24 protein-coding genes are annotated in these 25,794 nt (G+C 64.6%); 11 read left to right on the top strand and 13 right to left on the bottom strand.

Annotation, left to right across the window (positions count from 1 at the left end):
• Positions 1-209 precede the first annotated feature (209 nt).
• From LB529_RS21150 to LB529_RS21140, 3 genes are read right to left on the bottom strand one after another with little or no spacing between them, the layout of a single operon-like run.
• On the bottom strand, positions 210-1,091 hold the full coding sequence (locus LB529_RS21150) for a MurR/RpiR family transcriptional regulator (protein ID WP_224712228.1): 882 nt from the start codon (positions 1,089-1,091) through the stop codon (positions 210-212).
• A 9-nt stretch (positions 1,092-1,100) separates the two neighbouring features.
• On the bottom strand, positions 1,101-2,168 hold the full coding sequence (locus LB529_RS21145; protein WP_224712227.1) for an ABC transporter ATP-binding protein: 1,068 nt from the start codon (positions 2,166-2,168) through the stop codon (positions 1,101-1,103).
• A gap of 2 nt (positions 2,169-2,170) precedes the next feature.
• A complete protein-coding gene (locus tag LB529_RS21140) occupies positions 2,171-2,941 on the bottom strand; it encodes an SDR family NAD(P)-dependent oxidoreductase (protein ID WP_224712226.1) in 771 nt (256 codons plus the stop codon).
• Positions 2,942-3,113: 172 nt separating this feature from the next.
• Between LB529_RS21140 and LB529_RS21135 the strand changes: the two genes are divergently transcribed.
• The 4 genes from LB529_RS21135 (at position 3,114) to LB529_RS21120 (ending at position 8,028) form a co-directional block, all read left to right on the top strand.
• On the top strand, positions 3,114-4,346 hold the full coding sequence (locus tag LB529_RS21135; RefSeq protein ID WP_224712225.1) for an ABC transporter substrate-binding protein: 1,233 nt from the start codon (positions 3,114-3,116) through the stop codon (positions 4,344-4,346).
• A gap of 389 nt (positions 4,347-4,735) precedes the next feature.
• On the top strand, positions 4,736-5,605 hold the full coding sequence (locus tag LB529_RS21130; RefSeq protein WP_095770041.1) for a carbohydrate ABC transporter permease: 870 nt from the start codon (positions 4,736-4,738) through the stop codon (positions 5,603-5,605).
• Positions 5,602-6,426: a carbohydrate ABC transporter permease gene (locus tag LB529_RS21125; protein WP_224712224.1), complete on the top strand. Its 825-nt coding sequence runs from the start codon at positions 5,602-5,604 to the stop codon at positions 6,424-6,426. The genes LB529_RS21130 and LB529_RS21125 overlap by 4 nt, the downstream gene beginning before the upstream one ends.
• 81 nt (positions 6,427-6,507) lie before the next feature.
• Positions 6,508-8,028, top strand: coding sequence for a M81 family metallopeptidase (locus LB529_RS21120; RefSeq protein WP_224712223.1), 1,521 nt, complete (start codon positions 6,508-6,510; stop codon positions 8,026-8,028).
• A 109-nt stretch (positions 8,029-8,137) separates the two neighbouring features.
• Here the strand turns inward: LB529_RS21120 and LB529_RS21115 are convergent, their stop codons facing one another.
• The 6 genes from LB529_RS21115 to LB529_RS21090 all read right to left on the bottom strand — a co-directional run bounded on the left by LB529_RS21115 (position 8,138) and on the right by LB529_RS21090 (position 13,723).
• On the bottom strand, positions 8,138-10,192 hold the full coding sequence (locus LB529_RS21115; RefSeq protein WP_224712222.1) for a M3 family metallopeptidase: 2,055 nt from the start codon (positions 10,190-10,192) through the stop codon (positions 8,138-8,140).
• A 400-nt stretch (positions 10,193-10,592) separates the two neighbouring features.
• Positions 10,593-10,964, bottom strand: a complete 372-nt coding sequence (locus tag LB529_RS21110; RefSeq protein WP_224712221.1) for a nuclear transport factor 2 family protein — start codon at positions 10,962-10,964, stop codon at positions 10,593-10,595.
• Between the two features lie 55 nt (positions 10,965-11,019).
• On the bottom strand, positions 11,020-11,661 hold the full coding sequence (locus LB529_RS21105; RefSeq protein WP_224712220.1) for a carbonic anhydrase: 642 nt from the start codon (positions 11,659-11,661) through the stop codon (positions 11,020-11,022).
• A gap of 164 nt (positions 11,662-11,825) precedes the next feature.
• Positions 11,826-12,578 carry a DUF429 domain-containing protein gene (locus LB529_RS21100; RefSeq protein ID WP_224712219.1) on the bottom strand — a complete coding sequence of 251 codons (753 nt, stop codon included), beginning with the start codon at positions 12,576-12,578 and terminating at the stop codon, positions 11,826-11,828.
• Positions 12,575-13,459: a pyridoxal kinase PdxY gene (pdxY, locus tag LB529_RS21095; RefSeq protein ID WP_224601967.1), complete on the bottom strand. Its 885-nt coding sequence runs from the start codon at positions 13,457-13,459 to the stop codon at positions 12,575-12,577. The genes LB529_RS21100 and pdxY overlap by 4 nt, the downstream gene beginning before the upstream one ends.
• Positions 13,460-13,471: 12 nt before the next feature.
• Positions 13,472-13,723 carry a hypothetical protein gene (locus LB529_RS21090; RefSeq protein WP_224712218.1) on the bottom strand — a complete coding sequence of 84 codons (252 nt, stop codon included), beginning with the start codon at positions 13,721-13,723 and terminating at the stop codon, positions 13,472-13,474.
• 243 nt (positions 13,724-13,966) lie between these two features.
• Between LB529_RS21090 and LB529_RS21085 the strand changes: the two genes are divergently transcribed.
• The 5 genes from LB529_RS21085 to ppa all read left to right on the top strand — a co-directional run bounded on the left by LB529_RS21085 (position 13,967) and on the right by ppa (position 17,669).
• A complete protein-coding gene (locus LB529_RS21085) occupies positions 13,967-14,611 on the top strand; it encodes a LemA family protein (protein WP_224712217.1) in 645 nt (214 codons plus the stop codon).
• Positions 14,612-14,807: 196 nt separating this feature from the next.
• Positions 14,808-15,641, top strand: a complete 834-nt coding sequence (locus tag LB529_RS21080) for a TPM domain-containing protein (RefSeq protein WP_411962563.1) — start codon at positions 14,808-14,810, stop codon at positions 15,639-15,641.
• 6 nt (positions 15,642-15,647) lie between these two features.
• Positions 15,648-16,286 carry a TPM domain-containing protein gene (locus LB529_RS21075; protein ID WP_224712216.1) on the top strand — a complete coding sequence of 213 codons (639 nt, stop codon included), beginning with the start codon at positions 15,648-15,650 and terminating at the stop codon, positions 16,284-16,286.
• 217 nt (positions 16,287-16,503) lie between these two features.
• Positions 16,504-17,013, top strand: a complete 510-nt coding sequence (locus LB529_RS21070) for a GNAT family N-acetyltransferase (protein WP_040991512.1) — start codon at positions 16,504-16,506, stop codon at positions 17,011-17,013.
• Between the two features lie 122 nt (positions 17,014-17,135).
• Positions 17,136-17,669: an inorganic diphosphatase gene (gene ppa / locus LB529_RS21065; RefSeq protein ID WP_095769600.1), complete on the top strand. Its 534-nt coding sequence runs from the start codon at positions 17,136-17,138 to the stop codon at positions 17,667-17,669.
• 3 nt (positions 17,670-17,672) lie between these two features.
• Here the strand turns inward: ppa and LB529_RS21060 are convergent, their stop codons facing one another.
• Genes LB529_RS21060 through LB529_RS21045 form a run of 4 tightly spaced genes read right to left on the bottom strand, consistent with a single transcriptional unit; the run spans position 17,673 to position 22,129 of the window.
• Positions 17,673-18,620 carry an ABC transporter permease gene (locus LB529_RS21060; RefSeq protein WP_224712215.1) on the bottom strand — a complete coding sequence of 316 codons (948 nt, stop codon included), beginning with the start codon at positions 18,618-18,620 and terminating at the stop codon, positions 17,673-17,675.
• A gap of 3 nt (positions 18,621-18,623) precedes the next feature.
• On the bottom strand, positions 18,624-19,601 hold the full coding sequence (locus LB529_RS21055; RefSeq protein ID WP_224712214.1) for an ABC transporter permease: 978 nt from the start codon (positions 19,599-19,601) through the stop codon (positions 18,624-18,626).
• 1 nt (position 19,602) lies between these two features.
• A complete protein-coding gene (locus tag LB529_RS21050; protein ID WP_224712213.1) occupies positions 19,603-21,066 on the bottom strand; it encodes a sugar ABC transporter ATP-binding protein in 1,464 nt (487 codons plus the stop codon).
• A 46-nt stretch (positions 21,067-21,112) separates the two neighbouring features.
• Positions 21,113-22,129: an ABC transporter substrate-binding protein gene (locus LB529_RS21045; RefSeq protein WP_224712212.1), complete on the bottom strand. Its 1,017-nt coding sequence runs from the start codon at positions 22,127-22,129 to the stop codon at positions 21,113-21,115.
• A 182-nt stretch (positions 22,130-22,311) separates the two neighbouring features.
• Between LB529_RS21045 and LB529_RS21040 the strand changes: the two genes are divergently transcribed.
• Positions 22,312-24,717 (top strand): glucan 1,4-alpha-glucosidase, encoded by a 2,406-nt coding sequence (locus LB529_RS21040; protein ID WP_224712211.1) that lies wholly within the window; start codon positions 22,312-22,314, stop codon positions 24,715-24,717.
• Between the two features lie 50 nt (positions 24,718-24,767).
• Positions 24,768-25,781: a phosphogluconate dehydrogenase (NAD(+)-dependent, decarboxylating) gene (gene gnd / locus LB529_RS21035; RefSeq protein WP_140846441.1), complete on the top strand. Its 1,014-nt coding sequence runs from the start codon at positions 24,768-24,770 to the stop codon at positions 25,779-25,781.
• The last annotated feature ends 13 nt before the right edge of the window (positions 25,782-25,794 follow it).

Genomic DNA, 25,794 nt, shown 5'->3' with positions numbered 1-25,794 from the left:
TTGCTGGACGAGCATTGACGGCAAAAAGCTTGGCGCCTTTCCTCTACCCCGTCGATCGGGGGAGAGGTGGCTCGGCGAAGCCGAGACGGAGTGGGGGTCGACCAGCGCTACATGAGGGGCGCGGAAGCTGCCAATCGGGAAGAGGCCCGGCAGGGCAGAGGAGGGCGCGAGGGATCGTCAGCGTTGACGGCGCAAGCCGCTGCAACTGCTCAATCCCCCAGCGGCAGCTTCGGATCGTCGACCTTCAGCGTGTTCACGCTCTGCTTTATGCGGCGCAGATTCTCCAGCACTTTCGGCCCGCGCGCTTCCGCCACCGTGGTGGCGATCATGTCGAGGATGGCAAGCAGCGCGTAGCGCGACGAGGTCGGCTTGTAGATGTTGCCGTCCTCGACGGACTGCAGAAGGATGACCGTGTCGGCGACCTTGGCCAGGGCCGAATCCGGCGCGGTGATGGCAACGGTCGCCGCGCCATATTGCTGTGCGACCTCGACCGCCTCGATCACCGAGCGCGCATAGCCCGAGACGGAGAAGGCAAGCAGCGTCGTCTCGGGCGTCGCGACGGCGGCATACATGCGCTGCAGCTGGCCGTCGGTCTGGGCGAGCGCCGAGAGGCCCAGCCGGAACAGCCGGTTCTGCATCTCGGTCGCCATCATCGAGGAGATGCCGCCTGAGCCGATGCACAGCACATTGCCGGAACCAGCGACGCGGGCGGCGACGTCCATCACCGTCGTCATGTCGAGGTTCTCGCTGGCGCGCTGGATGGCGGCGATCGCCGCCTCGGTGATCGCCGAGGCGATGCGCTGCTCGCGCGCGTCGCGGCTGAGCGGCTCCGGCGACAGATACTGGCCGCCGATGGCGATCGCTTGCGCCAGGTAGAACTTGAAATCGCGCAGACCCTCGCAGCCTAGATTGCGGCAGAAGCGGGTGACGGTCGGCTCGCTGACGCCGACGCGCGCGGCGATCTCCGAGATCGCGGCCTTCGAGGCGAAATCAAGATCGGAAAGCACCAAGCCCGCCAACCGGCGGTCCGACTTGGTGCCGTCCTGCGATATCAATTGCAGGCGGGTGATGATGTCGGCCGGGGTCTTCATGTCATCATCTCAGAGCGGCAGGCCGGTCGCCTTGTCGAAGAGGTGGATGTTGCGCGGGTCGACGCTCACCGGCAGCCGGTCGCCGGGCTTCACCTGCAGCCGGTCGCGGAACACCGCGCGCACCGTGTCGTCGCCGACCGAGCCATAGACATGCGTTTCCGAACCGGTCGGCTCGACGACATCGACCTTGATGGCGATCGTATTGTCGCCGGCGCCGACGAGGAAGTGCTCGGGCCGGATGCCGGCCTCGACCGTGTCCCTGCCGGACGCGGCCTTGCCCGGAAGCGCCAGACGGCCGCCGCCCGTCGTCTCGAACCAGGACTTGGCTCCGGCGGTCTTCAGCGCGCCGGAGACGAAGCTCATCGAAGGCGAGCCGATGAAGGCGGCGACGAATTTGTTGGCAGGCCGGTCATAGAGCTCCAGCGGCTGCCCGACCTGCTGGATGCGGCCGCGATCCATGACCACGATGCGGTCGGCCATGGTCATGGCCTCGATCTGGTCGTGGGTAACGTAGACGATGGTCGATTTCAGCCGCTGGTGCAGCGCCTTGATCTCGGTGCGCATCTGCACGCGCAGCTGCGCGTCGAGATTTGAAAGCGGCTCGTCGAACAGGAACACCGAAGGCTCGCGCACGATGGCGCGGCCCATGGCGACGCGCTGGCGCTGGCCGCCCGACAATTGCCGTGGATAACGGTCGAGATAGGAAAAGAGGTTGAGCACGTCCGACGCCTTCTTGACCTTGTCCTCGATCGCGGCGCGCGTCTCGCCGCGGATTTTCGGGCCGAAGCCGATATTCTCCGAGGCCTTCAGATGCGGGAACAGCGCGTAGGACTGGAACACCATGGCGATGTTGCGTTTCTGCGGCGGCAGCTCGTTGGCGCGCATGCCGCCGATGACGAGATCGCCAGAGGTGATCGTCTCCAGCCCGGCCAACATGCGCAGCAAGGTCGACTTGCCGCAGCCGGAGGGGCCAACCAGCACGACGAACTCACCGGTCCGGATGTCGAGATTGATATCTTCGAGGATTTTGTGCTGGCCGAAGGATTTCGACAGGTTGCGGAACTGGACGTCGGTCATGGTCACGTTCCCAATATGTCGTCGATGAAAGGCAGGTAGCCGGCTGTCAGCCCGGCATCCACGGGCACTACGGCACCTGTTATGCCGGAAGCGCGGTCCGAGGCAAGGAAAGCCACGGCTTCCGCTACTTCGGAAGCGTTGACGATGCGGCCAAGCGGATAGAGCCGCTTGAGCCGGCCGAGGATCTCGGGATCCTTGGCGAGGCGGTGGTCCCAGGCGGCGGTGCGGATCGAGCCCGGACAGACGACATTGGCGCGCACGCCGTTGCGGCCAAGCTCGACGGCGATCGACTTGGCGTAGGCGTTGATGCCGGCCTTGGCCGCCGCATAGGCCGGATTGCCGAAATGCGCGATGGCGTTCACCGAGGAGATGAAGACGACACTGCCCGCGCCGCGCTTGGACATCGCCTTGATCAGCGGATCGGCGAAGGTCATCACGCCGGTCAGATTGAGGTCGAGCTCCTCTTCGATCTTGTCCGCCGTCAGCGCCTTCAACGTTTCGGCGCGCGTCCAGCCGGCATTGTTGATCAGGATGTCGGGAACGCCGTCCTTGTCGAGCAGCGCCGGGATCGCCGCTTCGATAGAGGCCCGGTCGAGCAGGTTGAAGGCATGGCGCGACGCGATATGCGGGCTGGCCAGCGCTTCCACCGACTGGTCGCAGCCGACGACGCGCGCGCCGCGCTCGGCCATGAGCTCGACGATCGCCGAACCGAGGCCGCCGCCCGCGCCGGTGACGACAACGGTTCTGCCCTCGAAATCGGCCTTTGATACCACGATGCGCGCTCCTCCGCCGTGCCAGACAGCGACGGAACGCTATCCAACAAAATGTAATTTAGCAACATGATAAACTGCTTGCATTGGGCATAACCCTCGATAATGTAGGAAAGTAACATAAATCCTGTGCCTCTAAGGCCGGGCGCGAATGCGCATCAATGGGAGAGATCAGATGAGCCTTGCGAAATGGACTGTCGGCCTGTTGGCCGGAATGAGCATGCTGGCTTTGGCGGCACCTGCCGATGCCGGCGAGGTGCGCGTCACCGTCGCCGAATACAGCGCCAAGACCGGCCCCTATTTCGAAGAGGTGAAGAAGGAGTTCGAGGCGGCCAATCCCGGCATCACCATCAAGTATGAAGTGGTGCCGTGGGACGTGCTTTTGCAGAAACTCACCACCGACATCACCGCCGGCACCAACGCCGATCTTTCGATCATCGGCACGCGCTGGCTGATCGACTTCGTGCAGCAGGATGTCGCCGAGCCGCTCGACGGCTACATCAAGCCCGAGTTCAAGGACCGCTTCATCGACACCTTCCTGCAGCCCTCGATCATGGACGGCCACACCTACGGCCTGCCGATCGCGGCTTCCGCCCGCGCCATGTATTACAACAAGGAGCTGTTCGAGAAGGCAGGCATCGCCAAGCCACCAGCCACCTGGAGCGAGCTGCAGGAGGACGCGCGCAAGATCAAGGCGCAAGGCGCCTTCGGCTACGGCCTGCAGGGCAAGGAGATCGAGACCGACGTCTATTACTACTACGCGATGTGGTCCTTCGGCACCGAAATCCTCAACAAGGACGGCACCTCCGGTTTGAGCACGCCCGGCGCGCTCGAGGCCGCCAAGCTCTACAAGTCAATGATCGACGAGGGCCTGACCGAGCCAGGTGTGACCTCCAACAACCGCGAGGACGTGCAGAACCTGTTCAAGCAGGGCAAGGTCGGCATGATGATCACCGCGCCTTTCCTCTCCAACCAGATCAAGGAAGAGGCGCCGAAGCTGAAATACGGCGTCGCGGCGATCCCCGCCGGCCCGACCGGCGCGCGCGGCACCTATGGCGTCACCGACTCCATCATCATGTTCAAGAACTCCAAGAACAAGGACGAGGCCTGGAAGCTGCTCGACTTCCTGTTCACCAAGGAGCAGCGCGCCAAGTTCACGCAAGGCGAAGGCTTCCTGCCGGTGAATAAGGAAGAGGCGAAGATGGACTATTACGTCAACAATGCCGACCTCGCCGCCTTCACCGCGCTTCTGCCCGACGCCCGCTTCGCGCCGGTCATCCCCGGATGGGAAGAGATCGCCCAGATCACGTCGGACGCCATGCAGAAGATCTATCTCGGCAGCGCCACGCCGGAAGCGGCCTTGAAGGAGGCCGCCGACAAGGCCAACGCCGTCCTGACGAAGAAATAGGGCGTATCTCCCTGCGCCCGTGGCGCGCTCCACCCGTCGGAGCGCGCCACATCTATTTCCTCTCCCTCCGGAGGGGGGAGAGGTGGCTCGGCGAAGCCGAGACGGAGTGGGGGAACCACCTGGCCACCGCCGCCAACGGACTTACGAAGGGCACTCCGCGCAAGCATCGCCTGCCTTGCGCCAAGGGTCGACCCCCACTCCGTCGAGCTTCGCTCGACACCTCTCCCCCGATCGACGGGGGAGAGGAAGGGGCTCTTCCGCAACTGCCGCGGAGGACAGGCAGACAGGTGAGGGGCGGCGCCTGGAAGGAATTCGAAACTGAGCGCCTGGCAAGACAGATGAGAATTGGCACCCTCCTCGAAGCCTCGCAACGCGATACAAACCAGCCGATGCAAAATCGTTTCCTGCCCTATCTCCTGACGCTGCCCAGCCTGTTCCTGGCGGCAGTGGTGATCTTCTGGCCGGTCTGGGACCTGATCCAGATCTCGACGCATGACGTCAACCGCTTCGGTCAGTTGCGCGAGTTCAGCGGTCTCGCCAATTTCGCGGCGCTCGCCGCCGATCCCGATTTTGTCGCTGCGCTCTGGCGCACCGCGCTGTGGACGGTGCTGGTCGTCGGCGGCGCGCTGCTTTTGTCGATCCCGGTGGCGATCATCCTCAACACCGACTTCTACGGCCGCGGCCTCGCCCGCGTCATCATCATGCTGCCCTGGGCGGTATCGCTGACCATGACCGCGGTGGTCTGGCGCTGGGCGCTCAACGGCGAGAGCGGAATGCTGAATTCGGCGCTGATGAAGCTCGGCCTGATCAGCCAGAACATCCAGTGGCTGGCCAGCGCCGAAACCGCCTTCCCGATGCAGGTGCTGATCGGCATATTGGTGACGGTGCCCTTCACCACTACGATCTTCCTCGGCGGCCTGTCCTCGATACCCGACGATCTCTATGAGGCGGCGGCACTCGAGGGCGCCACGCCCTTGCAGCAGTTCCGCGAGATCACCTTTCCGCTCCTGAAGCCGTTCATCAACATCGCGATCGTGCTCAACACCATCTATGTCTTCAACTCCTTCCCGATCATCTGGGTGATGACACAAGGGGGGCCGGCAAACTCGACCGACATATTGGTGACCCATCTCTACAAGCTCGCCTTCCGCATCGGCAAGCTGGGCGAGGCTTCCGCCGTGTCGCTGGTGATGTTCGCGATCCTGCTCGTCTTCACCATGATCTATGTCCGCCTCGCGATGCGGGAGCAGCGCGCATGAACGGCAAGTTGAAACGCACCATCACCGCCTGGCTGCTGCTCGCACCGTTGGTCGCGGTGACGATCTTCCCCTTCGCCGTGATGTTTCTCACCGCCGTCAAGCCGCGTACCGAGGTGCTGACGCCCACCTGGTGGCCGAGCGAATTCCGCTGGTCGAATTTCGCCGACATGTGGGTGGCGACCGGATTCGGCCAGGCGCTGCTCAACTCGCTCTATGTCTCGGCGCTGGCGACCATCGGCGCGATCCTGATCTCGGTACCGGCGGCCTACGCCATGTCGCGCTTCCGCTTCGGCGGCTATGGCGCCTTTCGCCAGTTCCTTTTGATCTCGCAGATGATATCGCCGATCGTGCTGGTGCTCGGCCTGTTCCGGCTGATGGCAGCCTGGGGGCTGGTGGAGAGCACCACCGCGCTCGGCTTCATCTACATGGCCTTCAACGTCGCCTTCACGGTCTGGATGCTGCAGAGCTATTTCGACACCATCCCGCGCGACCTCGAGGAGGCGGCCTGGATGGAAGGCGCCGGCCGTTGGTTGACGCTGCGCAAGGTATTCCTGCCGCTTTGCCTGCCGGCGATCGCGGTGACGGCGATCTTCACCTTCATCAATGCCTGGAACGAGTTCGTCGTGGCGCTCACCATGCTGCGCAGCCAGGAAAGCTACACGCTGCCGATCCAGGTTTTCTCGCTGGTCGCCGGCCGCTATACGATCGAATGGCACCATGTCATGGCCGCCACGTTGCTGGCGACACTGCCGGTGGCGATCCTCTTCATCTGGCTGCAGCGCTATCTCGTCCGCGGATTGGCGCTCGGCGCGGTCAAATAGCTATCCCCGCAATTCCAGGAAAAGTGCGCAGCGGTTTTCCCTCCGGAATTGCGAAAAACAAAAGGTCATCACGGAGCGTTCATGCGCATCTTCACCGCCTCGCTGGCGACGGAAACCAACACCTTCTCGCCGGTGCCGACCGACCGGGCTTCCTTCGAGATGGCCTTCTATGCCGGCCCCGGAAAACATCCGGAGACGCCGACGCTCTGCTCCTCGCCGATCGTGGCGCTGCGCAAGCGCGCCGCGAAGGAAGGGCTGACCGTCATCGAAGGCACTGCCACCTGGGCGGAGCCCGGCGGCTTGGTGCAACGGCAGACCTATGAAGCGCTGCGCGACGAGATCCTCAATCAGCTCAAGGCCGCCTTGCCGGTCGATGCGGTGATCCTGGGATTGCATGGCGCCATGGTGGCGCAAGGCTATGACGATTGCGAAGGCGATCTCTTGGAGCGCGTGCGCGCCATCGTCGGGCCGAAAGTGGTGATTGCCTCGGAGTTCGATCCGCACAGCCATTTGACGCCGAAGCGCGTGGCGGCCTGCGATATCATGGCCTATTTCCTCGAATTCCCGCACACCGATTTCTACGAACGCGGCGAGCATGTGGTCGAGCTCGGCCTTGCCGCGGCGCGCGGCGAGATCAAGCCGGTGATTTCGACCTTCGACTGCCGCATGATCCAGGTGCTGCCGACCAGCCGCGAGCCGATGCGTTCATTCGTCGACAGGATCAAGGGGCTGCATGGCAAGGACGGCGTGCTGTCGGTCTCGATCATCCACGGCTTCATGGCCGCCGACGTGCCGGAGATGGGCACGCGCATCCTGGTCATCACCGACGACAACAAGGCCAAAGGCGACAAGCTCGCCGAGACGTTGGGCCGCGAGCTCTATGCGCTACGCGAACAGACGGCGATGACCATGCTTTCCGCCTCGGCCGGCATCGATCGGGCGCTGAACGTGCGCGCGGAGCGCAAGGACAAGCCGGTCGTGATCGCCGATATCTGGGACAATCCCGGCGGCGGCGTGCCGGGCGACGGTACCATTGTGCTGCGCGAGCTGCTTTCGCGCGGCGTGGGCAAGGTCGGCGTAGCGACGATCTGGGACCCGATCGCCGTGACCTTTTGCCATGCGGCCGGCGAAGGCGCGGTCATCGACCTGCGCTTCGGCGGCAAGGCCGGCCCTCAGGCCGGCGAGCCGATCGACGCGCGCGTCAGGGTGTTGAAGACAACCAACGAAGGTTGGCAGAGTTTCGGACCAAGCCGGGTGACGCTGGGGCCGTCGGCGGTGGTTCGCATCGAAGGTACCGAGGTCGACGTCATCTTGAACACCAACCGCACCCAAACCTTCGAGCCCGATATCTTTTCCAACATCGGCATCGATCCGCTGTCGAAGGATGTCCTCCTGATCAAGTCGACGAACCATTTCTACGCCGGCTTCGCGCCGATCGCTGCCGAGATCATCTATGTGGCTGCGCCGAGTTCTTATCCGAGCAATCCGGCGGTGACGGATTACAAGAAACTGACGCGGCCGATCTGGCCGAGAGTGGCGGATCCGTGGCGCGCTTCCCCTTCTCCCCTTGTGGGAGAAGGTGGCCGCGAAGCGGCCGGATGAGGGGTGTTCCAGCGGAGTGAGGCGCCGGCGTTCCCTGGAGCACCCCTCATCCGTCTAGGCGCTGCGCGCCGATCCACCTTCTCCCACAGGGGGAGAAGGGAAAGATGCGTCACACCAATCCCCGCTTCACCATCATCGCCTCAGGCGACGGCATCTTCCCGCGGAAGGTCGTATAAAGCTCCTCCGGATCCTTCGACCCACCCGCGGCATAGATGTTCTTCCGCAGCCGCTCGGCGAGTTCCGGATTGAAGGCATCGCCCGTCTCCTCGAAAGCCGAGAAGGCGTCGGCGTCGAGCACTTCCGACCACATATAGGAATAATAGCCGGCTGAATATCCGTCGCCGGCGAAGACATGGCCGAAATGCGGGGTGCGGTGGCGCATCGCGATCGTGTCGGGCATATGCAGCTTTTCCAGCGTTTCAGCCTCGTATCGAAGCGGCTCGGCGGGCGCGTCAGGTCGCGCATGATAGGCCATGTCGATCAGCGCGGAAGCGGTGAACTCAACCGTGGCGAAACCGGCGCCGAAGGTGCGGGCAGCGAGCATCTTGTCGAGCAGGCCCTTCGGCATCGGCTTGCCGGTCTTGACGTGCAGCGCATGCTTTTCCAGCACCGCCGGCACGGTCAGCCAGTGCTCATAGAGCTGCGAGGGCAGTTCGACGAAGTCGCGGCTGACCGACGTGCCCGAGACCGACGGCCAAGTGACGTCGGTCAGCATGCCGTGCAGCGCATGGCCGAACTCGTGGAACAACGTCTTCGCCTCGTCGACCGACAGAAGCGCCGCCTCGCCGGCCGGCGGCTTGGCGAAATTCATGATGTTGTAGATCACCGGCTTGGCGCCCGGGCCAAGCTTATAGCCCGACCGCAGCGCGCTCATCCAGGCGCCGGAGCGTTTTGAGGGCCGCGCGAAATAATCGGCGAGGAACAGGCCGCGTTCGCTGCCGTCGGCATTCTTCACCACGAAAACACGCGCATCGGGATGCCAGGCTGTTATGCCCTTCTTCTCTTCGAAGGTAATGCTGAACAGGCGTGTCGCGACATCGAAGCAGGCTTCGATGACACGTTCGAGCTGCAGGTAAGGCTTCAGCTCCGCCTCATCAAAGGCGAATTTCTCGGCACGCAGCTTCTCCTGGTAGAAGCGCCAGTCCCAGGCCGCGAATTTCTCGTTGCTGCCGGCTTCCGCCGCCAGCCGCTCCAGCTCCTTCTGGTCGGCGGCCGCTTTTTCCAGCGCTTTCTCCCACACCGGATCGAGCAGCTCGTGCACGGCCCTCGGCGTCTTCGCCATCGTGTCGTCGAGCTTCAGCGCCGCGAAAGAATCGTAGCCCAGCAGCTTCGCTTTCTCGGCGCGCAGCTTCAGCATGTCGCGCACCACATCGGTGTTGTCGGAGGCGCCGCCATTCTGGCCGCGCATGATGAAGGCTTTGAACGCGATCTCACGCAGGTCGCGGCGCTCCGAGAAGGTCGAGAACGGCTCGTAGATCGAGCGCGACAGCGTCACCGCATAGCGGCCCTTCTGGCCGCGCATCTCGGCCGCTTCCGCCATCGCGCTCTTCAAAAAGTCCGGCAGGCCGGCAAGGTCGGCCTCGTCGAGGAACAGCGCCCAGTCGCGCTCGTCGGCGAGCACGTTCTGGCCGAATTTGGTGTCGAGCGAGGAGAGTTCCTCGTTGATTGCCGCGAGCCGCTTCTTGCCGTCGGCATCGAGCTTGGCGCCCGAGCGGACAAAGCCCTTCCAGGTCTTTTCCAGGACACGCAGCGTCTCGGCATCAAGCTTGAGGCTGTCGCGCCGTTGGTAGAGATCGTTGATGCGGGCAAATAGTTTTTCGTTCATCGAGATCGCCGAGAAATGCCGCGACATCTTTGGCGAAACCTCGCGCTCCATCGCCTGGATCGTGTCGTTGGTATGAGCGCCGGCACGGCACCAGAAGATCGACGAGACACGGTCGAGCGCCTCGCCGGCAAGCTCGAGCGCGGCAAGCGTGTTCTCGACGGTCGGCATCTCGCTGTTGCCGGCGATCGCGTCGATCTCGGCCTGATGCGCCGCCAGCGCCGCGTCGAAGACCGGCCCGAAATCATTGTCGCCGATGCGCGAGAAATCCGGCAGGCCTAGCGGCCCTTGCCAGACGGTCAGCGGATGAGCGGCGAGGTCGACGGTTTTGGAAGATGACATGAGCATTCCGGTGAGCTGATTTGGAGGCGGGCTGCCCCGGATGTAGAGCGATGCCGCGCAGCGTGCAACAAGGGTCGCTCCACGATTCGCCCTACGAGCATTCAAGGGAAAGGCGGTTCGCCGTTTTCCGTGGAACGGTGAAATGCGCTGGTCCATCGCAAACCGAACCTCGTCATCCACGGGCGGAGCGACGCGAAGCGGAGCGCAGACCCGAGGATCCATTCCGTGACCTTGGCCGAGGAACACAGCGGAGCAGAATTCTGCACCGTGGCAACGCTCGGAAGTCACGGAATGGATTCTAGGGTCTGCGCGCGTCGCTTCGCTCCTTGCTCCGCCCTAGAATGACGACCTGACAAGCGCGTCAGCCAATCTCCAAGAATGCCGCCTACCAACGCAAACACTAGTAGGCGCTGCAGTCCTGCGCCACCGCCGTTTGGGTGCTGACGACGATCCGCCCGCCAGCGATGGTAAAAGTCTCACGCATCAGCGTGTCATTGCTGGGGAAGTCGTAGCAGGCGAGCACCGTGGTCTCGCCATTCTCGCTCTTTTCGATGCGATGACGGATCGCGGCGCCCGCCACCGCGCCCTGCCATTCGTCGATCGAGGCGATGAAATCCTGCTTGGTCTGCACGACGCCGATGTCGTCCAGCTTCATGCGCACGTCGTCGGCAAGCAATTCGGACAATTCGGTCCTGTCGGCGGCCAGCAGCGCCGAATACCAGCGATCGGTGATGGCGCCGTCATCGGCGCTGGCGCGGGCGACCGTGGACATGAGCAGCGTCGCCGCGAGAAGGAACCTCCGCCAGGTCCGGTGCATCGTCCCTCCCTTACAGCTCCGGCCGCTCGAAATCGCCGGTTTCCTTGTTCATCACCCACAGCTCCCCGGTCGAGATGTCGAACCATGCGCCGTAGAGCGAGAGCTTGCCCTTGCCTTCGAGGATCGAGACGCAGGGAAAAGTCCTGAGATTGGCGATCGAATAGCGGATGGAAATACGCTCCAGCGCCGTCTGACGCTCGGTCGCCGTCATCATCGTACTGGAGGCCACGGTCTCGGCGGCCGGCGCGATCAGGCTCATCCATTTGCCGATGAAGTCGCCGGGCGACAGGGGCGAGGAATTGGTGTCGAGCGCGGCACGGATGCCGCCGCAGCGGCCGTGGCCCATCACCACGATGTTCCTCACCTTCAGGCTCTGCACGGCGAATTCGAGCGCGGCCGATGTCGAGTGATATTCGCCGTCCGGCTCATAGGGCGGCACCAGATTGGCGACATTGCGCAGCACGAAGAGCTCGCCCGGCCCGGCGTCGAAGATCGCCTCCGGGGCTGAGCGGGAATCGCAGCAGGCGACGATCATCGTTTCCGGCGCCTGGCCTTCGCGCGCCAGAGAGCGATAGCGGTCGCTTTCCGAGGGATAGCGGCCGGCCATGAAGTTGCGATAGCCGGCGAGGAGGTGCTCAGGGAGGTGAGGCATGGGCGGCGTCTGGGCCCTTTCCGGGTTGGATGCGGCACGAATGTCGGTGTTCGAGCGATGTCTGCCTGAAGTCTGGGAAAGCCTCTAGCGGCAAAAGTCGGTCGCGAGCAATGCCGAATTGCGGATGAGCCCGTCGCAATCGCGATGCGGCATTCATGGCTTCATCACACCCAGATGGCAACGGAAATCCCGAAACGATCGGTCAAAGGCGGATCAGGCGAAGGCCGCGCCTCGCCGCCGGCGATACGCCCGGCAATCAGCATCATCGCCGCCGCGTCTAGGAAGTCATCGCTCGCCGCGCCGCGTGGCGGCGCCTGGTCGAGAAAGGCTTTTTCGTAGCCGTGCCGGCAAAGCAGTGCCTTGCGCTCCTCCATGCCGGCCGGGTTGACCGCTCCCTTGATCTTCTTCGGCAAGGCCATCGCCGTGCCGCCGTTCAGCCGGCAGAACGCCACTTCCGGATGCGATTCGAAGATGCGGCCACGCAAATCGGGCCGCGAGATCAACAGCTGATCGATCTCGCGGATCTTCGAAAAGATACCGAAAGCCTGGATGGAAACGCCGCGCGGCGGGTCGGAGGTCTCCATCGCCACCGCGCTTGCCCTTCGATGCGCTGCATACCAGGTCTCGATCGTGGTGAAGTCGCTGGTATCGGCATAGAGTGCCGCCCGCGAAGGGATGGCGAACACGCTGGATTGCCGCGCCCCGAGCAGCGGCCGCACCAGCGCTTCCGGCCCGCGGCCTCCCTTGCGCGAAAAATCCGGCAGGCCGATCGGCATGTCGACGGCGATCGTGGCATCCGGCAGCGCGTCGAGCAGCGCTTGGAAGCTCGGGAAGACCGAGACCGACGGCGCGGCGTCCGCTTCGCAGTGGACGACGATCCAGCCGGCCTTGCAGCCGTCGACGCCTGCGAGCTTCACGCCCGCTTGTCCCGCCCCGGATGCAGGAGATGGCGCAACTGCACCATGGCCATGGGGTGCGACAGGCTCTGCGCGTCGGTTTCGAGCTGCAGCTCGTCGCCACCGCGTTTCGCCGTGCGAGCCAGAATCTCGTAGACGGCGGCGGTGGTCGATTGCAGCGCCTTGACCGGCGGCTGACCGGAGAGAACGCGCGCCAGATAGACGGCCGCAGTCAGGTCGCCCAGCCCGTTTGGCGGCTTCTCGATCACGCGGTGCTCGGCAAGCAGCGCCTGGCTGCCGTCGAGCAGAAAATTGCCGGTGCCGCCCGCCATCATCGCGGGCGCCGAGGTCACCAGCATGGTCGAAGGGCCGGCGTGAAGCGCCGCCGCCGTCACCGCCTTGATGTCGGGCAGCGGCGCGCCCGCCATCCATTCCAGCTCATAGCGGTTGGGCGTGGCGATATCCGCGATCGGCATCAATTTGTCGCGCATGGCGGCCGCCGTCGGCTCGGGCACATAGAGCCCGCCCGAATCGCCCATCACCGGATCGCAGATGTAAAGCGCGTTCGGCGTCTTTTCCTTGACGGCGGCGACCAGCGAGGCGACTGCGTCGGCCTGGCCGGCCTCGCCGAGATAGCCCGACAGCACGGCCCGCACCTCGCCCAACCAGGGCGCGCGCTCGAGATCGGCCATCAGCGCCTTGAACTGATCGAGCGGCGGAACGATGCGCGTGGCCCGGCTGTGGCCCGGATGCCAGGGCAGGATGACGGTCGGCACCGCCCAGACCGGGAAGCCCAGCGTCTCCAGCGCGAAGACGGCGGCGCGGTTGCCGACCGAGCCGCGGGCGACATGGCTGGAGATGACGATGACCGCGCGCGGCGCGTCGATTTTTTCTGCACTCATGGAAATCTGTTCCTAGCCGCCACGCGTTGCGGCATACACCAGCCAGGCCAATAGCCCAATGGCAATGAGGAAGCCGAGCGTTCGGCCAATGCGGGTTCCCCAATATTCGATGGGATCGGTGCGGTCGGTGTCGGCGGCGGTCACGCGGTCACGCGCGTCCTTCGCCGTGCGGACGATGAACGACGCGCCGCCCGGCGCTGTCTCGCGCGCCACGCGTTCGAGGATGCGGCGCGATTCGGTCTCGTCATCCTGGCGCTCGGCCATGGCAATTGCCCTTTCCTGCCCGGACCTTAGAGCAATTCCAGGAAAAGTGCGAAGCGTTTAGGCTCGGCTTACTTCGCCGCAGCCTTCCGGCCGGAATTGCGTCAGACAAGAAGATGAAATCCTGTTCGCTCGACTATTCACAGTGGCTCTCGCCCGAGCCGGAGCAGGCGTCATCGGCCGGACATTTTCTTACGCGTGGATTGTGGTAATGCTTCGCGCGCAACTTCTGTCGAGGGACCAATCATGATTGCCGAGCGCCTCTCACTAGCCTCCCCCTTCCGCAGCCTTGCCGCCTTCCTGATGATGGCTTTCGTGCTGCCGCTGCTTGCCGGCTGCGGCTACAACACCATCCCGACGGCGGAAGAGAACGCCCATGCGGCCTGGAGCGAGGTGCTCAACCAGTATCAGCGTCGTTCCGACCTGATCCCGAATCTGGTCGAGACGGTGAAGGGCTATGCCTCGCATGAAAAGGATACGCTCGACGCGGTCGTCCAGGCGCGCGCCAAGGCAACGCAGATCACGGTGACGCCCGACACGCTGAAGGATCCCGAGGCGCTGAAGAAGTTCCAGGATGCCCAGGCCGGGCTGACCAGCGCACTGTCGCGGCTGATCGCGGTGTCGGAAGCCTATCCCGACCTCAAGGCGAACCAGAATTTTCTCGCGCTGCAGGCGCAGCTCGAAGGCACCGAGAACCGCATCGCCGTGGCGCGGCGCGATTACATCCAGGCGGTCAGGGACTATAATCTGACGCTGAGGACCTTCCCGTCCGTGCTTTGGGCGACCTTCTGGTTCCGCGGCAACGAGCCGTTCGCGAACTTCACCGTCGAGGAAGACAAGATGCAGGTGCCGAAGGTCGATTTCGGCACGAGCACCAAGCAGGGCGGGTGAGCCGGCGATTTAATCGAGCCTGTCAGCTTTGCGTTCCTTCGCGCCCCCCTCTGTCCTGCCGGACATCTCCCCCGCAAGGGGGGAGATCGGCAGTTTCGCCGACGGCGCATCTTCTGCGACGCAAGCGATTGGCGAAGGCCGCGGTGACATCCAATCTCCCCCCTTGCGGGGGAGATGGCCGGCAGGCCAGAGGGGGGTGCCTCGCGCTTACCTCTCCCTCGTCGGGTTTCTTGCCAGCATCTTCTTCCTCCTCCTCCCCCTCGCCGCTCTCGCCGCCGACCTGCCGGCTCTCACCGGCCGCGTCGTCGACAATGCCGGCATCATCGATGCCGGCACGCGCGCGTCCCTCACGCAAAAACTCGCCGACTTCGAGACAAAAGGCTCCGACCAGATCGTCGTCGCCACCATACCCAGCCTCGGCGGCGAGGAGATCGAGCCTTACGCCAACCGGCTGTTCCGTTTCTGGAAACTCGGCCAGGCCAAGGAAAACAACGGCGTGCTGCTCTTGGTCGCGCCTAACGACCGCAAGATGCGCATCGAGGTCGGCTACGGGCTGGAAGGCACGCTGACCGACCTGCACACCAAGCTGATCATCGAGAACGACATGGTGCCGGCCTTCCGCGCCGGAGATTTCTCCGGCGGCATCACCAAGGCCGTCGACGACATGATCATGGTGCTGGAGGGCAATCCCGAGGAACTCGAGGCGCGCGGCAAGCGCAACGAGCAGGCGCCGTTCAATTCAGACGACCTGTTCTTCGCCATCTTCATCACCATCTGGGCGCTGATCTTCTTTGGCGGCATCGCGATGACGGTGCTGCCGCCGATCTTCGGCCAGAAGATCGGACCGGGCCGCTATCGCTGGCTGGGGATGACTTTCGATCAGAACCGGCGCTCTTCCTCGGGCGGCTGGTCGTCCGGGGGCGGAGGCTGGTCGTCGGGCGGCGGTGGCTGGTCCTCGGGCGGCGGCGGTGGCGGGTTTTCCGGCGGCGGCGGCTCGTCCGGCGGCGGCGGCTCTTCGGGAAGCTGGTGAGGCATCATGGCAACGCGACCGATCACCGCCGAGGACCATGACCGCATCGCCGAGGCGATCCGCGCCGCCGAGTTGAAGACCGACGGCGAGATCTACTGCGTCGTCGCTCGGGCCAGCGACGGCTACTTCTTTCCGGCCGCGTTCACGACGACGATCGGCGTGTTCGTCGCCAGCCTTGCCGTCGCCTATGGGCTGGAGGCATGGTGGCTGTCCATACGGCTGCCGCATTTCGTGCTGGCGCAAGCGCTGGCGCTGACCTCGGCGCTCGTTTTGCTCTGGTTCCTGCCCACCTTGCGCATTCATTTCGTGCCGAGAAGGCTGCGCTATCAGGCGGCGCACGCCAATGCGATGAAGCAGTTCCTGGCCCGCAACGTCCACCGCACGAGCGCGCGCACCGGCGTGCTCATCTTCGTCTCCGTTGCCGAGCGCTATGCCGAGGTCGTCGCCGATTCCGGTATCGACGCCAAGGTCGGCCAGCATGTCTGGGACGGCGTGGTGGGCGATCTGACCAGACATGCCGGTGACGACCGGCTGGCCGACGGCTTCGTCAAGGCTATCGGCACGGTCGGCGCGGTGCTCGCCGAGCATTTCCCGGTCACCGAAGGCGACACCAACGAGCTCGATGATCATCTCGTCGAAATCTGACTAGAGCATGATGCCGAAAAGTGTGAAGCGGTTTTCGGGCGACATCATGCTCTATCTCTTGGATTTAGAGACGGATTCAGATTTCAGGTCGATTCGACCTGAATCATCCGGCTCTTGACGCCTCGTCGGCGCACCCACCTTTCGCCTGTGCGAAAGCGAGGAGGCGTGTTGGCGGACTCTTTGCAATTGCCCGAGGCGGGTTTATGGTTAACCAACCATGAACACGCTGACGATCGACATCCGGAAGGCAGAACCGCGCGACGCGAGCGCCATCGCCGAGGTGCACCAGCAGGCCTGGCGCGGCGCCTATTCGGGCATCATCCCGCATCGCACGCTGACCTCGATGATCAACCGTCGCGGCGTCGATTGGTGGGCCAACGCGATTCGCCGCGCCGCCACCGTGCTGGTCGTCGAGATCGGCGGAACGGTCGCCGGCTATGCCACGATCGGCAAGAACCGCGCCCGCGAACTCCGCCAGCAGGGCGAGATCTACGAGCTCTATCTTCGTCCGGAATATCAGGGCATCGGGCTCGGCAGCCGGCTGTTCAAGGCGGCCAAGGCCCGGCTCGCCGACCACGGCCTGCGCGGCCTGGTGGTCTGGGCGCTGGAGGACAATCACAACGCCTTGGCCTTCTACGCCGGCAATGGCGGCCGCGATATCGCCGAAGGCGTCGAGGTCTTCGAGCAGAAGGCGCTCAAGAAAGTGGCTTTCGTCTGGAATGACTGACGTCGCCTAGGTTACACGCCATCACAAACTGTGCGCTTCCATTGGCGTTCAGTGCCATTCGCCGCATTGCACCATGACGTTTCGCCCGCTATCGGTCTTGCAATCGAGAGAGGGATTTAGCCATGCGTATCGAAGCCGTGCCCACCGGAAAGAACCCGCCTGAGGACGTCAACGTCATCATCGAGGTGCCGATCGGCGGCGAGCCGATCAAATACGAGATGGACAAGGAGGCCGGCACCCTGTTCGTCGACCGCTTCCTGCACACCTCGATGCGCTATCCCGGCAATTACGGCTTCGTGCCGCACACGCTGTCGGGCGACGGCGACCCGATCGACGTTCTGGTCTGCAACACCCGGGCGCTGGTGCCGGGCTGCGTCATCAATGTACGGCCGATCGGCGTCTTGATCATGGAAGACAATGCCGGCCAGGACGAGAAGGTGATCGCCGTTCCCTCGCCCAAGCTGACACTGCGCTACGAGAACGTCACCGAATACACGCATCTGCCCGAGATCACGCGCCAGCAGGTGCAGCACTTCTTCGAGCACTACAAGGATCTCGAGCCCGGCAAATGGGTCAAGATCGAGGGCTGGCACGATTCCAAATACGCCAAGAAGATGATCGTCGACGCGATCGCGCGCGCCAAGACAGCCAAATAAAGGCTACCGAACGGCCTTCTCGCCGCCGGCTGCCGTGATCACTCCGACAATGATCAGCCCGGTCAGCACCAGCCGCACGCCGGCGCTGACGCCGAACGTGTTGAGCATGGTGAGCAGGAGCACCAGGAACAGGCCGGCGCCCCAGACGCCCGGCACATTGGCCTTGCCGCCGGCGACCGAGGTGCCGCCGATGACCACGACCGCGATCGAGGCGAGCAGGTATTCGTTGCCGATATCGACATTGGCGCCGCGGAAATAGCCGGCAAGCAGCGCCCCGTCGATGCCGCCCAGCGCGCCGCACAGCGTGTAGGTGAGGAAGCGGATGCGGCCGACATGGACGCCGGCGAGCCATGCGGCGCGGATGTTCTGGCCGATCGCCAGCACCGAGCGGCCGTAGATCATGCGCTGCAGCGCCAGCGCGGCGCCGATGGTGAAGACGACCGTCAGCATCGCCAGCACCGGAATGCCCAGCACCTGCCAGTTGGTGAAGTCGGCAAAGCCCGGCGGCGGCTTGATCTGCAGGCCGCGGCCGTAGCTGATGTCGACCGACTGGATGATGAAGCTCGCCGACAGCGTCGCGATGATCGGCGGGATGCGCAGCGCCCAGATCAGCAGATAGTTGATCGCGCCGATCGCAGCACCGCAGGCAAGTGCCGCCAGCAGCCCGACGACGATCATGGCGTCGCTGCCGCCCATCACCTTCATGGCGACCGCGCTGGCCAGCCCGATATTGGCCGGCAGCGACAGGTCGACATTGCCCGGCCCCAGCGTGATGACGAACATCTGGCCGACGCCGACGATGACGGTGAAGACGGCAAGCGACAGCGCCGCCGTGACCATGCCGCCGGCGCCGTAGCCGCCGGTGAAGGCAATCGTCGCCAGCCAGACGACCAGAGCGCCGACGAACGACCAGATCCAGGGTTTTTCAAGCATCGTCCGCACCGAGGTCATCGCTCACCGCTCCCTGCGGCTGATCAGCACCCGCGCTGCCAGCACGATGATCAGGATCGCTCCGTTGGCGGCCACCTGCCAGTCGGGCGGGATGTGCATGAAGGTCAAGAGCGGCGAGGCGGCCAAGGCCAGCGTCAGCGCGCCGAGGACGGCGCCGATCGGCGACACCCTGCCGCCGACGAACTCGCCGCCGCCGAGAATGACGCCGGCGATCGAAAGCAGCGTATAGCCATTGCCTATATTGGCGTCGGCCGAGGTGGTGATGCCGATCAACGCCATGCCGGACAGAACGCCGAACAGGCCGGTCAGCGCGAACAGCACGATCTTGGTTTTGAGCAGTGACCAGCCGGCGCGCCTCAGCGCCGCGGCATTGCCGCCTGAGCCGCGCAGGATGACGCCGTAGGACGTGCGCATCAGGCCGAAATGCACGACCGCGGCGATCAGCAGCGCGGCAAGGATCGGGAACGGAATGTAGGGCGGCTTGAACGACAGGATCGACAGCAGCCAGTCCGGCGCCCTGCCGCCGGGCTTGGGCAGGATCAGTATCGCAAGCCCCTGCCAGACGAAGCTCATGCCGAGCGTCACCACGATCGAAGGCAAATTGCGCAGGTGGATCAGCGCGCCGAGCAATGCATAGACGCCGATCGAGCCCATGAGCACGAGAATGCCGAGGAGCGGCGCGTCCCGCAGCCATGTCGCGGTGACGCAGCCGACGAAGCCGACGAACGTCCCTATCGACAGGTCGAGCTCGTTGCCGGCGATGACGAACATCTGTGCGATCGTCGCCAGCGCGATCGGGATCGCCAGGTTGAGCATCAGGTTGAAGCCGAAATAGCTGATGGCGCGCGGGTTGAGCCAGGCAATCGCAATCAGCACCAGCGCCAGCGACAAAGCCGGCAAAAGGCCGCGCAGCATGCGCGCCCGGGCGGCGCTGCCGCGCGGCGAGGCTTTCGGAACGGTTCCGGGGGCTATCGCCGTCATCTCAGGCCGCATCGCCGAATGAGGACTGGATGATCTTTTCCTCCGTCAGCTCGTCACGCCCAAGATTGGCGACGATCCGGCCGTTCTTGAAAACGTAGACATGGTCGCAATTGTCGAGCTCCTCGGTCTCGGTCGTGTACCAGAGGAAGGTGCGGCCCTTGGCGGCCTCCTCGCGCACGAGGTCGTAGACTTCCAGCTTGGTGCCGATGTCGACGCCGCGCATCGGGTCGTCCATCAGCACGATCTCTGCGTCGGAGCCGAGCGCGCGGGCAAACAGCGCCTTCTGCTGGTTGCCGCCCGACAGCGAATAGATGTTGTTGTTCATGTCCGGCGTTCGGATGCCGATCTTCTTTTTCCAGAATTCGGCAAGCTCGGCCTCGCGCTGCGGCGAGATCAGCAGCCCGTTGCGCAGCCGCGCCAGCGAGCGGATGCCGATATTCTGCGCGATCGACCATTGCGAAAAGATGCCGTCCGACTGGCGGTCGCCGGCGACCAGCGCCACCGGTGCGGTGACCTCGATGCCGGTCCTGGCGCGCGAGGCGGCCGAGAAGATCGCCAGCAGAAGATCCGTCTGGCCGTGGCCGGCAAGTCCCGCAAGGCCGATGATCTCGCCTGCGCGCGCGACAAGCTCCTTGCCGTCCTGCTGCCTGGCCGGGCGTGCCCGCACCCTGAGCGCTCCTGGCTCGGTCTTGCGGACCTCGGCGGCGGCTTTGTGATGTCCCTCGGCGCCGCCCATGGCCGCGACCAGCCTGTCGCGGTCGAACGCGCTCGCGGCATCGGCCGCGACCACCTTGCCGTCGCGCATCACCACGATGCGGTCGGCGTTCTGCAGCACCTCGCCCAGCACATGCGAGATCAGGATGCAGCTGCCTCCGGCCGCCACGAAGCGGCGCACGAATGAAAGCAGCTGGCCCGCCGTATGCGCGTCGAGCGAAGAGGTCGGCTCGTCGAGGATGACCAGATGCAGCGGCTCGCGGGTCAGCGTGAAGGCGCGCGCCACCTCGACCATCTGGCGCCGCCCGATCGAGAGGTCGCCGGCAATGTCGTCCGCCGAAATGCCGTGGTCCGGGAAGATCTCGTCCAGCTTGGCGCGGATGAGGTCGGCGGCCCGGCGCCGCCAGCCGAAACCGGTGAGCGCGGGGTGATTGATGCGGGTATTCTCGGCGACGCTGAGATTGGGGCAGAGCGACAGCTCCTGGAAGACGCAGCGTATGCCGAGCTCCAGCGCGCGCGCCACCGAATAGCTCGCTTCCTGATTGCCGCGCACGGCGATCTGCCCGCCATCCGGCCGCAGCGTGCCGGCCACCATGTGCATGAGCGTCGACTTGCCGGCACCGTTATGCCCGACCAGCCCGACGCATTCGCCGGCGCCGACATGGAAGTCGACGCCGTTAAGCGCCCGAACGGCGCCGAAATGCTTTTCGGCGCCGTTGAGCCTGACGATATCCGCAATAGCCTGAAGCATCCTCAACTTTATCCGGTTGGCGATGCGGACCGCAATGTGCCCACCGCTATTGCTTGATGTTGGCCTTGATCGCCGCGATAGCTTCTTCCTGCGTGTATTCGTGCGTGGCGACGCCGCCTTCCTTGATCTTCGGCAGCGCGGCCTCGAAATCGTCCTGGGTGAAGGCGAGATAGGGCACCAGGAGGTCATGCGGGATGTCCTTGCGGCCATCGAGGACCTGCTGCGCCACCCAGAAGGCCAGCGTCGACACGCCGGGCGCGATCGAGGCCGACCAGGTCTTGTAGCCGTCCTTCTCCTTCTGCTCCTTCCACCACTTCAGCTCGTCCTGCCGGTTGCCCATGATGATGGTCGGGCGTGGCTTGCCGGCCGCGGCGAAGGCCTGCGCGGCGCCATAGCCGTCGCCGCCCTGGTCGACGATGCCGACGACATCCGGCAACGACGGCAGGATGGTCGCCACCGCCTTCTGCGCCGTCGTCTGGTCCCAGTCGCCCGTTACCGAACCGACGATCTTGAACTCGGGATGGGCGGCGACGCCTTCGAGGATGCCGGCATGGATGGCATCGTCGATCGAGGTTCCGGCGAGACCGCGGATTTCCAGCAGATTGCCGCCCTTGGGCTGGAATTTGGCCATCTGCTCGACTTCCTGCTTGCCCATGTCCTTGAAGTCGACAACGACGCGGTAGGCGCAAGGCTCGGTCACGATGCCGTCGAAGGAGACGACGACGATACCGGCATCGCAGGCCTGCTTGATGGCGCCGTTCAGCGCATCGGGCGAGGCAGCGTTGATGACGATGGCGTCATAGCCCTGCAGGATCAGGTTCTGCACCTGGGCGGCCTGAGTCGGCACTTCCTTGTCGGCGGTGGTGAAGACATCCGCTGCCGCGACCACCTTGTCCTCGACCGCCTTCTTGGTGACGATCGCATAGCTGTCGAGCATCGCCTGGCGCCACGAATTGCCGGCATAATTGTTGGAGAAGGCGATCTTCTTGCCGCTGGTGTCGGCAAACGCGGTGCCCGAGGCGAGCATCGCCGCAAATGCACTCAATACGAGCAGTTTCTTCATGTCGGTTCCTCCCGAGGTTGCTGCTGTTAACACGAAATCTCTGTTTTTTATCTATTGTCAGACAAATTCAGAGGAACCGCAAGCTGTCAACTCCAAAGCATTGGCACTGCTCGATCAACTTGCGGTGCGACGATTGAAAAGACGGCGACTCCTGGTCTAGGAACGCGGCAGGAGGCCAGTGCATGGCAGTGACGCCGACCGTTGCTAAAGGCGCGCCCGGAATTCCGGCGCGCTGGACGTCAAGTGCCAAGAGTGGCGTCGGAACCGCGCTTTCGGCAAAAAGCCCGCTCTGGTTCACCACCAGCCACGGCATCCTGAATGAAATCTATTATCCGCACCTCGACAGCGCCTGCACGCGCGACCTGGGGCTGATCGTCACCGGCCCCGGCGGTTATTTTTCCGAAGAGAAGCGCGATGCGGCCCACACTGTCGACCCTTTCGAGGACGGGGTGCCCGGCTACAGGTTCAGCAACACCGCTTCCGATGGCGCCTACCGCATCGAAAAACGCATCGTTACGGACTCGAAACGACCGGTCCTGCTGCAGGAGACAAGTTTCACCGCGCCTAAAGCTAACGACTGTCGCGTCTACGCGCTGCTTGCGCCGCACCTCGTCAACGCCGGCATGGGCAATACGGCCTGGATCGGCGAGCATAAGGGGCAGCGTCTTCTCTTCGCCACAGGGCGCGGCGTGTCGCTCGCGCTCGCCTCCTCTTTGCCCTGGGGCGCCTGCTCGGCCGGCTATGTCGGCTTTTCCGACGGCTGGCAGCAACTGCACGATAACGGCGCGCTCGATACCTCCTGTCATGCAGCCGAAAACGGCAATGTCGCGCTCACCGGCGAGATCGGCTTTTCGGCCGGCAGGACGGTTGCCTTGCTGGCGCTCGGCTTCGGCGCTTCGCCGGAGGAAGCCGCCGACCTTGCGCTTGCAAGTCTGCAACAGGGCTTCGAGCCGGCCGCGAAGATCTATGTCGAGAACTGGCGGACATTCCAGGCAGGGTTGGAAAAACTCGACCGCCGCGGCGCCTCCGGCCTGAACACCTACCGCGCCAGCAGCGCGGTGCTGGCGACGCATCTGTCGATCGCAAGACCGGGCGCCGCCGTCGCCAGCCTGTCGATCCCCTGGGGTTTCAACAAAGGCGACGACGATCTCGGCGGCTATCACCTCGTCTGGCCGCGCGACCTGGTCGAGACCGCGGGCGGTTTCCTGGCGGCCGGCGACGGCAGGCAGGCGCTGCAGATCCTCGCCTATCTGCGCTCGATCCAGCAACCGGACGGCCACTGGCCGCAAAATTGCTGGTCCGACGGCACCGCCTACTGGCCCGGCATCCAGATGGATGAATGCGCCTTTCCGCTGCTGCTCGCCGATGCCTTGCGCCGCGCCGGCCATCTGCCGAAGGCGAAGCTCGCCGACTTCATGGGCATGGTCGAGAACGCCGCCGCCTATGTCGCGCGCAACGGCCCGGTCACCGGCCAGGACCGCTGGGAAGAGGACGCCGGCTACAGCCCGTTCACGCTGGCCGTGGAAATAGCGGGCCTGCTTGCAGCGGCCGATATGCTCGACGCTTGCGGCAAGAATGAGCCGGCAAACTATCTGCGCGAGACCGCCGATTGCTGGAACGACCAGGTCGAGCGCTGGACCTATGTGACCGGTACGCAGGCAGGCGCCAGGGCGGGAACCGACGGATATTATGTCCGCATCGCGCCGCCCGACAATGGCGGCGCCGCGTCTCCGAAGGACGGCTTCGTGCCGATTAAGAACCGGCCGCCGGGCGACACCGACAAGCCCGCCGAGGCGATCATCAGCCCGGATGCGCTGGCGCTGGTCCGCTTCGGCCTGAGGGCCGCGGACGACCCGCGCATCGTCAACACCGTCAAGGCGATCGACGCCGAGCTGCGCTGGGAGTTGCCGCAGGGGCCGCTCTGGTACCGCTATACCGGCGACGGCTATGGCGAGCACGAGGACGGCTCGCCTTTCGACGGCACCGGCCAGGGGCGGCCGTGGCCGCTGCTCGCCGGCGAGCGCGCCCATTACGAGCTGGCCGCCGGCCGCGGGGATAGGGCGGCGCAACTGCTTGAGACTTTCGAACGTTCGGCCGGCGTGGGCGGCCTCCTGCCGGAGCAGGTCTGGGATCGCCCCGACATGCCGGACCGCGAATTGCGGCTGGGCAAACCGTCCGGCAGCGCCATGCCGCTGGTCTGGGCACATGCCGAGCACATCAAGCTGTTGCGCTCGCTGCGCGACGGCGCCGTCTTCGACCTGCCGCCCCAGGGCGTCGAACGTTATATCAAGGGCCAGACGGTCTCGCCGCTTAGGATCTGGCGCTTCAACCACAAGATCCGCTCCATTCCGGCCGGCAAGGCGCTGCGCGTCGAATTGTCGGCGCCTGGCGTCGTCCATTGGAGCAGCGACAAATGGCTGACCGTGCAGGACAGCAAGACAACCGAGAATGCGTTCGGCGTTCACCTGGTGGATTTGCCCGTTAACCGCCTGCAGCCGGGAACCACCATCCTCTTCACTTTTTTCTGGCCCGGGGCGATGCGTTGGGAGAATGTCGACTTCAGCGTCGGCATTGATGCTCAATCGTGATCCGGCAGGGCCGTTGGACTCTCCTTTCCTCAAGCAATCGGGATGAAACCATGCAGATCGGTATGATGGGACTGGGCAGGATGGGCGCCAACATGGTGCGGCGCCTGATGCGCGACGGCCATGAATGCGTCGTCTACGACATCAATTCGGCAAGCGTCGCCGGCATGGTCAAGGACGGCGCGGTCGGTGCCGCCTCGCTGGAGGAGTTCGTCGCCAAGCTCGCCAAGCCGCGCTGCGCCTGGCTGATGCTGCCGGCCGCGATCACCGGCAGGATCGTCGACCAGGTGGCGGCGCTGATGGAGCCGGGCGACATCATCATCGACGGCGGCAATTCCTATTATCACGATGCCGTCGACCAGGCGGCGAAGCTTGCGGTTAAGGGCATCAACTTCGTCGATGTCGGCACCAGCGGCGGCGTGTGGGGGCTGGAGCGCGGCTACTGCCTCATGATCGGCGGCCCCGATGATGCGGTGAAGCATCTCGATTCGGTCTTCGCCACACTGGCGCCTGGCGCCGATGCGGGCGCCAACCCGTCCAAGGATGCCGGCACGGCGCCCTTCGGTTATCTTCACTGCGGGCCGAGCGGCGCCGGCCACTTCGTCAAGATGGTGCATAACGGCATCGAATATGGCGTGATGGCAGCCTATGCCGAGGGCATGAACATCCTGAAGTCGGCCAACGCCGGCAAAAGGCAGCGCACAGCCGACGCCGAGACCAGCCCGCTCGAAAACCCGCAATACTACCAGTTCGACATCGACCTGCCGCAGGTCGCCGAGGTCTGGCGGCACGGCAGCGTCATCGGCTCCTGGCTGCTCGATCTCACCGCCGGCGCGCTGAAGAACGATCCGGCGCTCGCCCAGTTCGGCGGCCGCGTCTCCGATTCCGGCGAAGGCCGCTGGACGCTGAAGGCAGCGATCGACACCGGCGTCCCGGCGCCGGTGCTGTCCTCGGCGCTGTTCGACCGCTTCTCTTCCCAGGGCGAATCGCAATTCGCCGACAAGCTTCTGTCCGCCATGCGCTATGCCTTCGGCGGCCATGTCGAGAAGCCGAAGACCGGCGCGTGAAGGGAGAGACTGC

This window comes from Mesorhizobium sp. CA5, from assembly GCF_020165105.1.
Classification (GTDB): domain Bacteria; phylum Pseudomonadota; class Alphaproteobacteria; order Rhizobiales; family Rhizobiaceae; genus Mesorhizobium.
Note: the sequence above shows the minus strand (reverse complement) of the source record. Positions and strands in the feature narration are given on the sequence as shown.

Excerpts from the sequence above, each read along its gene's own strand:
- LB529_RS21150 (WP_224712228.1), bottom strand. The coding sequence starts at position 1,091 with ATGAAGACCCCGGCCGACATCATCACCCGCCTGCAATTGATATCGCAG.
- LB529_RS21145 (WP_224712227.1), bottom strand. The coding sequence starts at position 2,168 with ATGACCGACGTCCAGTTCCGCAACCTGTCGAAATCCTTCGGCCAGCAC.
- LB529_RS21135 (WP_224712225.1), top strand. The coding sequence starts at position 3,114 with ATGAGCCTTGCGAAATGGACTGTCGGCCTGTTGGCCGGAATGAGCATG.
- LB529_RS21130 (WP_095770041.1), top strand. The coding sequence starts at position 4,736 with ATGCAAAATCGTTTCCTGCCCTATCTCCTGACGCTGCCCAGCCTGTTC.
- LB529_RS21125 (WP_224712224.1), top strand. The coding sequence starts at position 5,602 with ATGAACGGCAAGTTGAAACGCACCATCACCGCCTGGCTGCTGCTCGCA.
- LB529_RS21120 (WP_224712223.1), top strand. The coding sequence starts at position 6,508 with ATGCGCATCTTCACCGCCTCGCTGGCGACGGAAACCAACACCTTCTCG.
- LB529_RS21115 (WP_224712222.1), bottom strand. The coding sequence starts at position 10,192 with ATGTCATCTTCCAAAACCGTCGACCTCGCCGCTCATCCGCTGACCGTC.
- LB529_RS21110 (WP_224712221.1), bottom strand. The coding sequence starts at position 10,964 with ATGTCCACGGTCGCCCGCGCCAGCGCCGATGACGGCGCCATCACCGAT.
- LB529_RS21105 (WP_224712220.1), bottom strand. The coding sequence starts at position 11,661 with ATGCCTCACCTCCCTGAGCACCTCCTCGCCGGCTATCGCAACTTCATG.
- pdxY (WP_224601967.1), bottom strand. The coding sequence starts at position 13,459 with ATGAGTGCAGAAAAAATCGACGCGCCGCGCGCGGTCATCGTCATCTCC.
- LB529_RS21090 (WP_224712218.1), bottom strand. The coding sequence starts at position 13,723 with ATGGCCGAGCGCCAGGATGACGAGACCGAATCGCGCCGCATCCTCGAA.
- LB529_RS21085 (WP_224712217.1), top strand. The coding sequence starts at position 13,967 with ATGATTGCCGAGCGCCTCTCACTAGCCTCCCCCTTCCGCAGCCTTGCC.
- LB529_RS21075 (WP_224712216.1), top strand. The coding sequence starts at position 15,648 with ATGGCAACGCGACCGATCACCGCCGAGGACCATGACCGCATCGCCGAG.
- LB529_RS21070 (WP_040991512.1), top strand. The coding sequence starts at position 16,504 with ATGAACACGCTGACGATCGACATCCGGAAGGCAGAACCGCGCGACGCG.
- ppa (WP_095769600.1), top strand. The coding sequence starts at position 17,136 with ATGCGTATCGAAGCCGTGCCCACCGGAAAGAACCCGCCTGAGGACGTC.
- LB529_RS21060 (WP_224712215.1), bottom strand. The coding sequence starts at position 18,620 with ATGACCTCGGTGCGGACGATGCTTGAAAAACCCTGGATCTGGTCGTTC.
- LB529_RS21055 (WP_224712214.1), bottom strand. The coding sequence starts at position 19,601 with ATGACGGCGATAGCCCCCGGAACCGTTCCGAAAGCCTCGCCGCGCGGC.
- LB529_RS21050 (WP_224712213.1), bottom strand. The coding sequence starts at position 21,066 with ATGCTTCAGGCTATTGCGGATATCGTCAGGCTCAACGGCGCCGAAAAG.
- LB529_RS21045 (WP_224712212.1), bottom strand. The coding sequence starts at position 22,129 with ATGAAGAAACTGCTCGTATTGAGTGCATTTGCGGCGATGCTCGCCTCG.
- LB529_RS21040 (WP_224712211.1), top strand. The coding sequence starts at position 22,312 with ATGGCAGTGACGCCGACCGTTGCTAAAGGCGCGCCCGGAATTCCGGCG.
- gnd (WP_140846441.1), top strand. The coding sequence starts at position 24,768 with ATGCAGATCGGTATGATGGGACTGGGCAGGATGGGCGCCAACATGGTG.